Raw genomic sequence first — 13,669 nt, 5'->3', positions numbered from 1 at the left:
GGCCGTCGCGAATTTGTTCCGGCGGCGGGTCGCGGTGGCCTGGGCGGCGACGGGCCTGTTGGCGCTGCTGGCCGTCGTGGGGGCGGAGCGCACGGTGGCCGCCGCGGATGTCTGGCACGACGAGCCGCGCTTGTACGAAAGCGCGCTGCGTCAGGCGCCGCAAGCGCCGCTGCTCTGGGCGAACCTCGGCGCCGCCTATCGCCGGCTCGGCAAGCTCGACGAGGCGCTCGCGGCCCTGCGCAACGCCGAGACCTTCAACCGGCAATCGCCCAGCGCCGACCCGGTGGCGTTGTACAACAACCTGGGCACGGTGCTGGCGACCTCCGGCAAGCTGGAGGAGGCGCTGGCGGCCTTCGATCAGGCGCTTTCCTACGGCGGGCAGCAGGATCGGATTCAGTTCAACCGCGGCGAGGCCCTGCGGCTGCTGGGCCGGGTCGACGAGGCGCTGGCGGCTTACAACGCGGCGGTGCTGGCCAACCCGGCCTACGTGGATCCGCGTTTGCGGCGGGCGCAGATCGCGCTGGGCCGCGGCGATCTGCCGGCGGCCGAAACCGACTTGCGGGCGGTATTGCGCGGCGACGCGCGCAATCCCGACGCGTTGACCGGCCTGGCCCACCTCGACCGGCGCGCGGGCAGACTGGACGAGGCGGCCGAGTTGTTCGGCCGGGTGCTGGCCGCGCGGCCGGATGATTTTTCCTCGTGGCTGGCGCTCGGCGGGGTCGAGGTGCAGCGCGGCCGGTTTGCCGAGGCCGTGGCGGCCTTCGAAAAAGCTTGCGCGTTGCGGCCGAACGAACCGCAGCCCCTGGCGGCGCTGGCGGCGGCGCTGTTTCGGGCGCGCGACCGCGACCGCGCCAAGCGACTGCTCGACGAAGGCTGGACGCGCTTTCCGCAAAGCGTCGATCTCGCCCTGGGCCTGCTGAATTATTATCACGAGATCGGCGACCGCGCCGAAGCCGAAAAATGGCTGGCCGCGGCGATCGCGCTCGCGCCGCAACATCCGCAAGTGCTGCAATACCAAAAGGCGTACGCGGAGCAACCATGACCAGCGGCAGCAAGCGGATCGCCGGTTTGCTCGGGGCAGTCACGGCGGTCATTGCCTACTGGTCGCTGGACTGGGCGCTCGGGCCGTTCGCCGCCGTGCGCCGCTATGGACGCTCGCCGCAAGGCGTCGATTGGGCTTTTCAGATGCCGGCGGGCGAGTGGCGCTGGTATTTGGCGGCGTTTCTCGCCTCGCTGGCGGCGGCGATTTTCCTGCTCGGCCTGCTCAAATCCGCCGCGCGAACCGAGAAGGCATCGCGGCGGTTTTGGCTGGCCGGCTTCGCGCTTTTGGCGTTTTGTCTGGCCGGCGGCATCCGCCTGCTGGTTCTGCAGGGCGCGCCGTTGACCGACGACGAAATGGTCTACCGCTTTCAAGCCCAAACGCTGGCCGCCGGCGAACTCACCGCGCCGCCGCCGCCGGACGAGCGGGCTTGCGAATATATTTTCCTCGGCATCTACCGCGGCCGCTGGTTCGGGCAGTACAGCTTCGGCCATCCGCTGGTGCTGGCGCTCGGCGAGCGCGCCGGCTTGATCGGCTTGATCGGTCCCCTTCTGGCGGCGCTTCTGGTGCCGCTGCTTTTTCTTTTGGCGCGGCGGCTTTTCGACGAACCGACCGCCTTGCTGGCCGCCGGCCTGGCCGCGATCAGCCCGCTGCTGGCGTCCACGGGCGCGACGCTGCTGGCGCAAAATTCCGCGACGGTGCTGGTCGTGCTCGGCCTCTGGCTCGTGTTGCGGGCGGTCGAAACGGGCCGGTTCGCCGATGCCTTCGGCGCGGCCCTGTCGCTCGGCGCGGCGTTTTGGTGCCGCCAGCAGGAACCGGCGCTGTTGGGCGCGGCGCCGATCCTGTTGTTGCTCCGGCGCATCGTTCGCGGGCCGTCGCGGTGGCCGTTACTGGGCGGCGCCGTGCTGGGTTCGCTGCTGACCGTCATCCCTTACGCGCTGTTGAATCACCATTTGTGGGGATCGTATTTCTGGACGAATTACCAGGCGTATTGGTGGGGCTACCGGCATTTTCCGGTTGTCTCGCCGTTCGGCTTCGGCCCCGCGCCGTGGGAGATCGTGCATACGCCGCTCGCCGGCCTGCGGGCTACCGGGCAGAATCTCGCCCGCCTCGATTTTTTCCTGCTGGGGCTGCCCGCGGCCACGGCGCTGGCCGGTTACGGATTCTGGCGGTGGCGCGGTGAAGCGCGCGTCCGGGCGGTGTTCGCCGGGGTTCCGCTGACCTTCGCCGCGTTGTTTTTCTATTTCTGGCCGGGATTGGCCGACACCGGCCCGCAGCTCTATCACACCGCCGGCGCGGTCTTGTTGCCGTTCGTCGCGGCGGGCTTGGCGGCTGGCCTCCGGCGGCCGCTTCATCCGGCGACGGCGGTCGCGACGCTGTTGCTGATCGCGGCGCTGACCTTCTGGCCCGCGCATCTGGGCGGGTTGTACCGCGCCGCGCGGGCCGGCGACGAATTGCCGCGCCTCGCTCGCGATGCAGGGCTGCGCCAGGCCGTCGTGTTCACCGATTTCTATCCTTGGGCCGGCGGCAACGAACGCTCCTGGGTGCTAGGCCGGCCGTTGCCGCGTCCCGATTTGTCCGATGACGTGTTGTATTTGCGCACCGGCGGCACGCCGGTCGACCGCCAGGTGGCGGCGCGCTTTTTCCCCGACCGGCGGCTTTACGTGTTCAAGCAGATCAAGGGCAAGGCGGCGTTGCTGCCGCTCGACGATTACACCGGCGAGGCCAGCCTGGAGCAGGCGGCGCGGGAACGCGATCTGCCGCTGCCTTGACAGCAGGCCGCGCCGCCGGTACGACAAAGCGGCGTGAAAAGGAGCCAGGTTGATGACACCCCGCCGCAATCGCCAGTTTACGCTGCTGCTGCTCGACGACCAGGATCGCGTGCGGCGCCTGCGTTTCACCGAACGCACCCTGCGGTTCGGATTGGCGATGCTCGGCGGCCTGGCCTTGCTGTTTTTGCTGCTCGTTTTCTATTACGTCGGCGCGCGCTTCACCATCCGTAGTCTGGAACTGCAACTGCACGGTCCCGCCGCGTCGGCGGCGACCGCCGCGCCCGCGTCCGCCGGGGCCGGCGTCGACGACGCCCTGCTGGAAAAATCGCACGCCGATCAGACCGGCCTGGTCGCCGACCGCTATTATCACGCCGCCCATTGGTCGTGGATGAGCGCGCCGGCCCGCTGGCCGCTGCGCGGCTGGGTGACCAGCGAATTCGGCCTGCGCGTCAATCCGCTGACCGCCGCGCCCGAGATGCATACGGGCGTCGACATCGCCGTGCCCGTGGGGACTGCGGTGGTCGCGACGGCGCCGGGCCGGGTGGTGTTCGTCGGCGAGGACCCGGCATACGGGCTGGTGGCGGTGATCGCGCACGGCCAGGGCTACACGTCGTTTTTGGGGCATCTGGACCGCGCCGTTGTCGTGGCCGGCCAGGAAGTACAGGAAGGCGACATCATCGGCCGGTCGGGCAATACCGGGCAAAGCTCGGGGCCGCACCTGCACTACGAATTGCGACGCTTCGGCATCCCGGTCGACCCGCGGCCCTTCCTGCCCGAAATGGGCCAGGCCGCCGCCGCGCCCGCGCCGCCGCCCGCCGCCGCGCCGTCAACGGAGCAAACGCCGGCCGCCGACAGCGCCACGCCCGCCGCGGCCACTCCGCCGCCCATGGTCGAGGTTCCCTCTCTCGTCCCGACCGCCGAGCCGAATACGGTTTACGGCGACTGATCGCTTCATCCATTAACGTCTTTTTTACCAAATTGTTAAAGGAAGCCATCCACAATTTACTAAAAAGTGACATTATTATACGATAATTATTCTTTACTCCAGTCGTTTCCTGATCTATCCTGCGGCGAAAATAAAAATTTCCCAGGCCATCGATAAGGGAGGTTGAAGATGCCGAAAGTAGCCGCGTTTCATTCGACGAAAAAGGGAACCGATGTCTATCACAACAACAGTGCCTGCACGGAAGGCAACAACATCGAGAAAGAATATCGAAAAGAAGGAACGGGCGGGCATCGCCTTTGCGTTCATTGCCAAAGACTCAATCGCGACGAAGAATAAAGCAGCCGGGCCCGATCCGGTCGACCGAGCCCGGTCGATGGTTTATTCGCGATCCCAGCCGCCCGCGGCGCGCGCCTTTTCGATCGCCTGCTTGGCTTGTTCCTTCAGGCTGACGTAGTCGGTTTTCGCGACGCGATTGAGCGGCATCTGGCCGGGCTCGAGCAGGATGTACAGCGACGGCCGCATGTAGGCGGCGATCTTCTTCGCGTGCGCGTCGAGATCGGCCTGGGTCAACGCGGCGCCCGCTTTCTTTTCGATGAACAGCACCACGCCTTCGGTGAACACCTCGTGGGGCGCGCCGACCGCCGCGGCCGAAGCCACCTGATCGCGCAACTCGCAGAAATGCTCTTCGATCTGCGCCGGGTGCACCTGATAGCCCTTCGGCTTGATCACCAGCTTGGACCGTCCCGAAAAGTGCAGGCCTTTCTCGTCGTAAAAACCCAAATCGCCGGTGTAGCAGACCCCGTCGGTCGAGACGGTCTTGCGGTAGGCTTCCTCGTTGTTGACATAGGCGATGAACACCTGCGGGCCGGAAAAGCAGATTTCGCCGATTTCGCCGGTCGCCAGCGACTCGCCGGCGGTGCCGTCGGGATTCAGGCCCTTGCGGATCGAGATCGGTGACACCGGCATGTCGAAACCGACGCTGGCCAGGATGTCGTCGACCGTGCCGTCCAGCGGCGTGTAGGTGCAGAAGCCGCCCATTTCGGTCAGGCCCAGGCCGGTGCCGAACTTGGGGGCCATCGCCGCCAGTTGTTCGAGGAACTGTCGGGTCACCTGCTGGCCGCCGTACAGGGCGAATTTCAAGGAGGACAGGTCGAAATCCTGGTAATTCGGCAACCGCCATTCCATCGCGAACAGCGCCGGGATCTGCCCGAAACTATCGACCTTGTACTTCTGGATGGCGTCCAGGGTCTTGGCCGGGTCGAAAATCTGCAGCACCACGGCCGTGCCGCCCCAAAAGAGCGGGGTCATCAACTGCTCGGCCTGGCCGCCGACGTGCGAGGGCGGCAGGTTGACCAGCATGCGCGCCTCGCCCTTGATATCGAACGAACCGCCGAGGCACATGTTCTGCGAGGTGATGTTGCGGTGCGAAAGCAGCGCCGGTTTGGGCAGACCGGTCGAGCCGGTGGTATAGATCACCTGGGCGCCGTCGGTTTCTTTGATCGCGCCGGCGATTTTCTGGTATTGGGCGAGAATTTCCGAGTGCGCCGGATCGGCCAGCGCGGCTTTCGCTTCGGCCTCGGCCTCGGCGGCGAGGTTGAAGGCCGAAATGGCGAACGGCAGCGTCTCGGCCGGCGGCGAGAATTGAACGAAGCGCTCGACGTAGGGGCAGGCGTCCTTCACGGCCTGGCCGATCAGCGAAAAGTCGGCGTTGGGCGTCTTGCCGAGGTAGGCGAAACCCTTGGCCTTGATCAGGCCGAGCGAACGGATCACTTCGGGCGCTTTCAGACGCAAATCGAGCGGCGCGTGGATGACGCCGATTTTGAAACAGGCATATTCCAGAAAAATATGTTCGGCCAGGAAGGGCAGCATGGTGGCGAAAAAATCACCCGGCTGAAATCCGAGGCGGAGCAGCTTGAGCGCGAAGGCCGTCGTGATCTGATCGAATTGCCGATAGGTGTAATCGCGGCCGGAATCGTAATGCATGATCGCGACTTTGTTCGGTATTTCGCGCGCCCACTTGGCGACGCAGCCGTGCAGCAGGTGCCGGTCGGCGTAATCCTGCTCGTAATGGGCCAAGGTATATTGCGGCACCCCGTTGCGGAAAGTCAGTTCAGTCATTTCGATACTCCCTTCCGGCGCTGGCCATGAAATGAGCGTAATTTTAAAAGGATCGGCACCTGTTTGAAGGCTTACTATAGACGCGAGAATTTACTGAGGGCAAGGGACAAAAACCGCCGGGCCTACATCCTTGCCGAACCGGAGGTCGACAGCGGTTCGTGGGCCTTGCGGCCGTAGACCTTTTCGTAAGCCTTGCACATCGGGCAGAGGCCGCCTTCGATGGTTTTGACGAACCAATAGGCCAAACCCTTCTGCATGGTCCGCGCCCGGCTGCAGACGGGGCATTCCATACACTGTTTCGCGCGCGCCCGATCCTGTTCGGTGATTGGGGAAGGCATGTGGTAAATCCTTTCGACGATCGATTATTCGTTTCGACTGAAAGCAACGGCGGTCACTTTACCCCAGCGCGATCAGAATCACCACCTGGGCGATGACGACCCGCAGCAGCATGGTGAGCGGGTAGACGGTCGCGTAGGCGATCGAGGGAGCGTCGCTTTTGATGAGCTGGGTGGCGTAGGCGAGGGCCGGCGGATCGGTCATCGAGCCCGACAAGAGGCCGCACAGCGAAACGTAATTGAGCTTCAGGAAGCCGCGCGCCACGAAGCCGACGACCAGTAGCGGGATGACGGTGATCAGGGCGGCGAGGCACATCCAGTTCAGGCCGTTGCCGCCGAGCAGGATTTCGAAAAAGCGTTCGCCCGAGCGCAGGCCGACGCAGGCCAGGAACAGGGCGATGCCGAATTCGGCCAGCAACTTGTTCGCCGGCGTCGGCATGTAGTTGAGCAGCGGGCCGATCTTGCCGATCCGCCCCATGGCGATGGCCACCAGCAGCGGGCCGCCCGCCAGGCCGAGCTTCACCGGCGCGGGCATGTGCGGCAGCAGCACCGGCCAACTGCCGACGATCACTCCCAGGGCGATGCCGACGAAAATCGGCACGATGTGCGGCTTGTCCAGCTCGCGCACCTCGTCGCCGACGACGCGGGCCACGCGGTCCAGCGCCTGCTCGACGCCGACCACCATCAGCCGGTCGCCGAAGTGCAGCTTCATTCCCTGGCGGGGCGAGAATTCGACGCCCGACCGGATGACCCGGGTGATGATCACGCCGAATTTTTCCTCGAGGTCCAGCTTGCCCAGATCCTTGCCGACGATGGCCTTCTGGGTCACCACGACGCGCCGGAAACAGATGCAACTGGGCATGGCCGGCAACTCCAGCTCGCTGGCCTTGCCGACGATCACCCGGAAGCTTTCCAGGCGGCTTTCGGTGCCCACCGCGTGGACGATGTCGCCGAGGCGGACGCGGGAGTCGCGCATCGCCAGCTCCTGCTTGCCTTCGTGGTAGAGGCGCGTCACGACGATGCTGTTGTTGTTCAGTTCCTCGAGCCGTTCGATGGTGATGCCGTCGAGATTCGGATTGGTGATCTCGTAGTTCAGCGTCAGGATGGGGGCGACGTTTCCCTGCTGCAGCCGCTCGAACTCCTCGGCTTCCTTTTGCGGATTGATTCGGAACAGCAGGCGGATCAGCAGCATGGTGACGATGATGCCGAAAATGCCGAACGGATAGGCCATCGCGTAAGCCAGGCCCACCATCGAGGCCGCGTCCGGCGCCGCCGTGGCCAGGTCCTTGAGCGCCTGCTGCGCCGCGCCGAGGCTGGGCGTGTTGGTCACCGCGCCCGACAACAGGCCGATCGCCACCGGCCAATCGACCTTGGCGAACAGGGCGATCAACACCGCGATGAGCGTGCCGCCCAGCACGATCGCCGCGCCCAGCAAATTAAGCGTCAGGCCCTGGCGGCGCAGCGACGAGAAGAAGCCCGGGCCGACCTGCAGGCCGATCGCGTACACGAACAGGATCAGCCCGAATTCGCGCACGAACTCGAGGATTTCCTCGTTGATGGTCAGGTGAAAATGACCCAGCGCGATGCCGGCGAAGAGCACCCCACCGACGCCGATGTTGATGCCGAGCAAGCGGATGTTGCCCAGCGCCAACCCCAGGCTGACCACCAGGCTGAGCATCAGCACGGCGTGCGCCACGGAAAAATTCTTGAACAAAACAATCAGCCAATCCATCGTCGTCTATCCTTCGGAACGCGAACGGGCGGTTCGAGATCGCAGTTAAATCGCGTTGGAAATGCCGCCTTTCAGAGGGAACAAGAGACAATTGCAGTCGCGCAAGACGAAACTCCTTTTCTCGGGCGACCCTTTATCACATATACGAATGAAGTCAAGACCGCGAAACGGCAATGGAAAACCGACGGCAGTCCAGGTTATAGTAACGGCTGATCCGCCGGAGAAAGGAATTCAGAATGAAAATCGCCGTTCTCAACGAAACCAGCGCCGCCGACCGCAACGCCGATATCCTGCGGGCGCTCGACGGACGCGGCCATGAAATCGTCAACGCCGGAATGAAGAAAAACGGCGAAACGCCGGAACTGACCTACATTCACACCGGCCTGATGTCGGCGCTGCTGCTCAACACCGGCCGGGTGGATCTGGTGGTGGGCGGCTGCGGCACCGGCCAGGGCTATTTGAATTCGGTGATGCAGTACCCGGGCGTCGTCTGCGGCCACATTCTCACCGCGCTGGACGCCTGGCTCTTCGCCCAGATCAACGGCGGCAACTGCTTCGCGCTGATGCTCAACCAGGGCTACGGCTGGGCGTCGGACGTCAATCTGCGGTTCATTTTCGACGCCTTCTTCGGCGTCGAAAGCGGCATCGGCTACCCGCCGCACCGCCAGCAAAGCCAGCGTGAAAGCCGCCGGCGACTGCTCGACATCAACCGCGCGACCCATCGCCCGCTGGCCGACATCGTGCGCGATCTGGCCGACGACGCGATCCGCCCCGCGCTCGCGTATCCGGGTTTTTGGGAACTGCTGGCGGTCGATTCGCTGGCCGACGGAGATCTGCGCGCGGCGCTGCAAAAACGAAAAGGTTGAGCCGCGAAAGCAAGACCAACCGCGAATGAACGCGAATACACGCGAATAGGACAGAATTGGTGGATAACTTTTCACCACACCTTCAACCTCGATCCTCGGTTGAAAGTGTGGCACATCGAAAATTGTTCATCACCGCGAACGAGGATCACGAATTAACCAACAAGAGATGTTTTTCCATTCGTGTTTCCAACCATGGGTGCCACGGTCTTCGATCCGTCAGGATCGATGGCCGTGCGGCCGAAGGTCAGGGGGTTTCGGTTTTGGGCGAATACTCGTACACCAGCAACAATTTCTGCCCGGCGACGGCTTCGCTCCGATAATTTTCGTTCAGCCAGTTTTCCAGCTCGGGAAAAACCTCGACCCGGCTCGGCGGGGCGGCGAGGGGATCGCCGAAGATGTTCAGCGGCCAGTTCGCCGGCGCCGGCAGTCGCCGGTCGCGGTAGTTGGGCCAATCGTCGGCGTACCGGAAAATGAAGCGCGGCGGACGGGCGCGCAGTTGGTCCAGCAGTTCCCGGCGGTTTTGCCGGACCGCCGCCGTTTCGCGGTCGTGCCACAGGCCGTAGGTCGGCGAATTGGCGGCGCTGACCCATTCGAAATTTTCCTGGTGCCGCGTCGGCGAGAACGACTGGGTGTAAAAATACATTTCCGGCAGATAGTCGAGGCTCCACACCGTTTCGCCCGGCCGCAGCCGCTCCCGCGCCCAGTCGCCCACCAGGTGATAGGTCGGTTGCAACTCCAGATGATTGAGCAACGGATTGAGCCCGCCGGGCTCGGCTTCCATCCGCCGATTGGCGGCGAACACGGCGGCGGTCAGCGGCCGGCCGTCCCGCCGGTAACCCGACCACGACTCCAGGCCGAGCGCCAGTTCGGGACGCAGGTCGATGAACGCGCCGCCGAGCAACACTAGCAGCAGCGCGGCTTTGATCTTGATGCCGCCGGGCGGCCGGAGCGAGCCGAACGCCGCGCCGACCAGCAGGCACAGATAAGGCAGTGCGACCACGAAATAGTGCCCGTAAAAACGGCTGCCGAGAAACACCGAGCCGAACGACGCCAGTAAAAACACCACCAGGGCCAGGCGTTCGCGAAACAGCCGTTGCCATTGCTCGCGGATCAAAATCCAGAGCAGACCGGCCAGCGAAAACAGCAGCAGAAAACCGTTGGAAAGCCCGAACCGCGTCAATTGGCTATGGGCGAAGGCTTGCAAGAAGCGGCGATCGGCCGCGCCGACGTAGTTCTTCATTTGGAAGGGATTCAGGACATCCCAGGTCGCGCGCCCGCAACTCCGCGCGGCCAGGGCCGCGAGAAAAGGAAGCGAGGCGAGCAAGACGCCCAAGCCGAGCCAAAAAAAGGCGCGGCCGGTCGGTTTGAGCGTCTTTCCATAAGGGTTGGATTGCACACTCTCCAGCCAGAGAAAAAGCAATGCGCCCGCCAGAAAGGCGGCGGCCGTCTGTTTCATCCAGACCGCCACGCCGAGACAGGCGCCGGCGGCCAGGACGCGCCAGGCGCCGCGTCGTTCGGCGACGAGCGCCCAGAGGCAAAGCAGGCTGGGCAGAATGGTCCAACTTTCGAAGTTGGGGCAGATGCCGGCGGACATCAAATCGGCCTGATAGAAGGCATAGAGTCCGCCCGCCGTCAGGCCCGCGCCGCGACCGGCGATTCGCTTGCCCAGCGCGTACAAGACCCAGACCGCCAGACAGGTCCACAGGACCGCGAGCCGATAAACGATGGTCATTTGCCGGCCGAAAACGGAAAACAGAAGCGCATAGAGCAGCGGCGTGCCGGCCGGTTTGGTGATGACGGCCGCGGCATAGGGGCATTCGCCTTCCAGCCAGAGCCGCGAGGTGTAGGCCGGAGTGCCCAGGTCGGGGTCGCAAAACGTTTCGGAGGAAACCGGTAAGCGCAGGAAGAACACCGCCGCGAAGGCCGCCGCCAGGCACAACACCGTCGCCGCGCGCGCGAGATTGTCGCGGGTCATCGGTGCGCCCGCGCGCCGCCGCCGGTCGCGTTTCGGCCAGGCGCGAAGGATCCCAAACGGCGCATCGCGGGTCTCCTGTCGGGTGAAAGGAATCGGCGTTCGTCATTCTGCCAGCAAGCGCCGGGTAAAAAAAGACCATTAACGAGCGGGCGCGCCTGGCGAATGCTTGACGCATTTTCCCGAACTTGTTAAACAGTCAATAAATCAACGGTTTTTCTCACCCGCCGAATGGAGGTTTCCGATGTTCGATCCGCGTGTCGCCGAACTGGCGAAGGTTTTTGTCGACTATTCCACCGGTGTGAAGCGCGGCGATGTGGTGCTGATCAACGCCTTCGGGGAGGCGACGCTGCCCTTCGTCAAGGAGTTGTACAAGCAGTGCCTGCTCAAGGGCGCCAAGTACGTGCAATACGACATGGAGTTCGAGGAGATCAACAAGGACCTCTACAACTTCGGCACCAAGGCGCAGGTCGGCTATTTGCCGCAGCACAAGCTCGATTTCATGAAGCAGGTTGATGTCTTCATCGGCGTGCGGGCGTTGGAAAACGACATGGTGCTGGCCAACGCCAACCACGAGATGGTCCGCCTGTTCCAGGCGACCAACAAGCCGATCCTCGATCAGCGCGTCGAGCACACCCGCTGGTGCATCACCCGCTGGCCGGTCAACGGCATGGCGCAAAACGCCAAGATGAGCCTCGAGGAATTCACCGACTTCTTCTTCCGGTGCACCGTTTACGATTACGCTTCGCTGAAGAAGAAACAGGCCAAGCTGACCAAGCTGATGCTCAAGGCCGACAAGGTGCACATCCATTCGTCCGACACGGACCTGCGCTTTTCGATCAAGGGCCTGCCGGCGATCAGTTGCCACGGCAACATGAACATCCCCGACGGCGAGGTGTTCACCGCCCCGGTGCGCGACAGCGTCGAGGGTTACGTGACCTACAACACGCCGAGCATTTACATGGGCAAGGAGTTCAACGACGTCCGGTTGGAATTCACCAAGGGCCAAATCGTCAAGGCCACGTGCAGCGGCGACGACGAGGCGCTCAACCAGGTGTTCGACACCGACGAGGGCGCGCGCTACGTAGGCGAATTCGCGATCGGCACCAACACCGAGATCACCCGCCCGATGCGGTCGATCCTCTTCGACGAAAAAATCTACGGCTCGTTCCACTTCACGCCGGGCATGGCCTACGGCGAGTGCAACAACGGCAACCAGAGCGCCATTCACTGGGATCTGGTGAAACTGCTGCCCGAGGGCGAGATCCTCTTCGACGGCAAGCCGATCATGCGCGACGGCCGCTTCGTGCACCCGGATTTGCTGGAGATGAATCCGCCGGCGCCGAAAAAAGTGTTGCGGAAAAAGTAGCCGCGGACCGATTTCATCCACGAGGCCACGCCGCGCGGTGTGGCCTTTTTACTTTTCCGCGACCGGCAGCGCCAGGGCCGGCGGCGCTTCGTAGAGATTGCCGTTCACCACGATGTAGCACAGATCGCTGACCGCCAGGTGGTAGGGAACGGCGCGCAAATCCGGCACGTTGAACAGGGTCACGTCCGCCCGGCGGCCGGGCAGCAAAGCGCCGGTTTCCTCGTGGATCAACAGCGAACGGGCGGCGTTGTAGGTGACGCCGGCCAGCGCCTCGGGAATGGTCATCTTGAGGTAGGTGCAGGCCAGGGTCAGCACGAGCTGCAGGTTTTCGGTGTGGCTGGAACCCGGATTGTGATCGGTCGAAAGCGCGACCCGCACCCCGGCGTCGAGCAACTGCCGCGCCGGCGCGAAATTCGTCTGGCCCAGAAAAACCGTCGTCGCGGGCAGCAGCGTCGCCGTCACGCCCGCCTTCGCGAGGGCGGCGATGCCCGCCCTGGACACCGCCATCAGGTGGTCGGCGCTGGCCGCGCCCAGGTCGGCCGCCAGTTCGGCGCCGCCGAGCGAAACGAACTCGTCGGCATGGAGGCGCAATCCCAGGCCGAGCTTCGCCGCTTTTTTTAAAATACGCCGGCCCTGGGCCGGGCTGAAATACCCGTCCTCGACGAAAACGTCGCAGAAATCGGCCAGCTTTTCGGCGGCCACGCGCGGCAGCATTTCCTTGACGATCAGGTCGGTATAGCCCTCGCTGTCGCCCTCGAATTCCGGCGGGATGGCATGCGCGCCGAGAAACGTGGCGCGCACCAGTTGATGGGTCGCGGCCCCGGCGCGGCGGATCGCGCGGAGTTGGCGCAGTTCGCTTTCGGTGTCCAGGCCGTACCCGCTTTTGGCCTCGAGCGCCGTCACGCCGTAAGCCTGCATCCGGCCCAGCCGGCGCAAAGTGGCGATCGCCAGTTCGTCCTCGGAGGCCAGGCGGCACTGGCGCATGCTGGAACGGATGCCGCCGCCGGCGCGGTTGATTTCCTGGTAGGTGGCGCCTTCGGCCCGCATGGTGAATTCCATGTGGCGCGATCCGACCCAGCATGGGTGCGTGTGCGGATCGACGAAACCGGGCTGCGCGACCAGATCGCCGGCGTCGAGCCGCCAGACTTTCTTCGCCGGTTCCGGGGCGTCGGCGGCGGGACCAGCGTAGAGGATGCGGCCGTTCTCGATCAGCAGGGCGCCGTTTTCGATCATCCCCAAATCGTCCCAACCGATGCCGATCCCGTCCTTGGCGACGACGCCGGCCAGGGTAGCCAACTGCCCGATAGGGGAAATCAAAAGCTGCATGATTGCTCCGGGATTGGGTGCGCCCCAATTTAACACCGGCGCCGACCGGGCTCAAGTGTTTATACTTAGGCAATATGTCCCCTCAACTGTGCAGCAAAAATGTCCCCTTGGTTACGTAGAGTTCGGAGCCGAGGCCTGATAGACCCACGTCCAGTTGGTTGTTCCCTTTCGATTTTCCGTTTTGCATCGGGCTT

The 13,669-nt window shown here is 64.0% G+C and carries 11 protein-coding genes; 6 read left to right on the top strand and 5 right to left on the bottom strand.

What is annotated here, in order from left to right; genetic code table 11:
* The 4 genes from GX444_09875 to GX444_09860 form a co-directional block, all read left to right on the top strand.
* A partial coding sequence (locus GX444_09875; protein ID NLH48897.1) for a tetratricopeptide repeat protein occupies positions 1-1,042 on the top strand: 1,042 nt, incomplete at its 5' end.
* Complete coding sequence (locus GX444_09870; GenBank protein ID NLH48896.1) at positions 1,039-2,811, top strand: hypothetical protein; 1,773 nt, start codon at positions 1,039-1,041, stop codon at positions 2,809-2,811. The genes GX444_09875 and GX444_09870, both read left to right, overlap by 4 nt.
* A 52-nt stretch (positions 2,812-2,863) precedes the next feature.
* Positions 2,864-3,757, top strand: coding sequence for a M23 family metallopeptidase (locus tag GX444_09865; GenBank protein ID NLH48895.1), 894 nt, complete (start codon positions 2,864-2,866; stop codon positions 3,755-3,757).
* A gap of 168 nt (positions 3,758-3,925) precedes the next feature.
* On the top strand, positions 3,926-4,093 hold the full coding sequence (locus GX444_09860; protein NLH48894.1) for a hypothetical protein: 168 nt from the start codon (positions 3,926-3,928) through the stop codon (positions 4,091-4,093).
* 42 nt (positions 4,094-4,135) lie between these two features.
* Here the strand turns inward: GX444_09860 and GX444_09855 are convergent, their stop codons facing one another.
* The 3 genes from GX444_09855 to GX444_09845 all read right to left on the bottom strand — a co-directional run bounded on the left by GX444_09855 (position 4,136) and on the right by GX444_09845 (position 7,942).
* A complete protein-coding gene (locus tag GX444_09855) occupies positions 4,136-5,875 on the bottom strand; it encodes an acyl--CoA ligase (protein NLH48893.1) in 1,740 nt (579 codons plus the stop codon).
* 122 nt (positions 5,876-5,997) lie between these two features.
* Positions 5,998-6,213, bottom strand: coding sequence for a hypothetical protein (locus tag GX444_09850; protein NLH48892.1), 216 nt, complete (start codon positions 6,211-6,213; stop codon positions 5,998-6,000).
* A 58-nt stretch (positions 6,214-6,271) separates the two neighbouring features.
* The gene (locus tag GX444_09845; protein NLH48891.1) at positions 6,272-7,942 is read right to left on the bottom strand and encodes a putative transporter; all 1,671 of its coding nucleotides are present in this window, start codon (positions 7,940-7,942) and stop codon (positions 6,272-6,274) included.
* A 236-nt stretch (positions 7,943-8,178) separates the two neighbouring features.
* Between GX444_09845 and GX444_09840 the strand changes: the two genes are divergently transcribed.
* Entirely contained in the window at positions 8,179-8,808 is a 630-nt protein-coding gene (locus tag GX444_09840; protein NLH48890.1) for a ribose-5-phosphate isomerase, read from the top strand.
* A gap of 244 nt (positions 8,809-9,052) precedes the next feature.
* Here GX444_09840 and GX444_09835 read toward each other — a convergent pair whose 3' ends face one another.
* A complete protein-coding gene (locus GX444_09835) occupies positions 9,053-10,783 on the bottom strand; it encodes a glycosyltransferase family 39 protein (protein NLH48889.1) in 1,731 nt (576 codons plus the stop codon).
* A gap of 241 nt (positions 10,784-11,024) precedes the next feature.
* Here GX444_09835 and GX444_09830 point away from each other — a divergent pair, with 241 nt between their 5' ends.
* Positions 11,025-12,149 (top strand): aminopeptidase, encoded by a 1,125-nt coding sequence (locus tag GX444_09830; GenBank protein ID NLH48888.1) that lies wholly within the window; start codon positions 11,025-11,027, stop codon positions 12,147-12,149.
* A 48-nt stretch (positions 12,150-12,197) separates the two neighbouring features.
* Here the strand turns inward: GX444_09830 and GX444_09825 are convergent, their stop codons facing one another.
* Positions 12,198-13,475: an imidazolonepropionase gene (locus GX444_09825; GenBank protein NLH48887.1), complete on the bottom strand. Its 1,278-nt coding sequence runs from the start codon at positions 13,473-13,475 to the stop codon at positions 12,198-12,200.
* Positions 13,476-13,669 lie beyond the last annotated feature (194 nt).

It is taken from the genome of Myxococcales bacterium (assembly GCA_012517325.1).
Lineage (GTDB): Bacteria > Lernaellota > Lernaellaia > Lernaellales > Lernaellaceae > JAAYVF01.
This window is presented reverse-complemented; position numbering and strand designations above follow the sequence as displayed.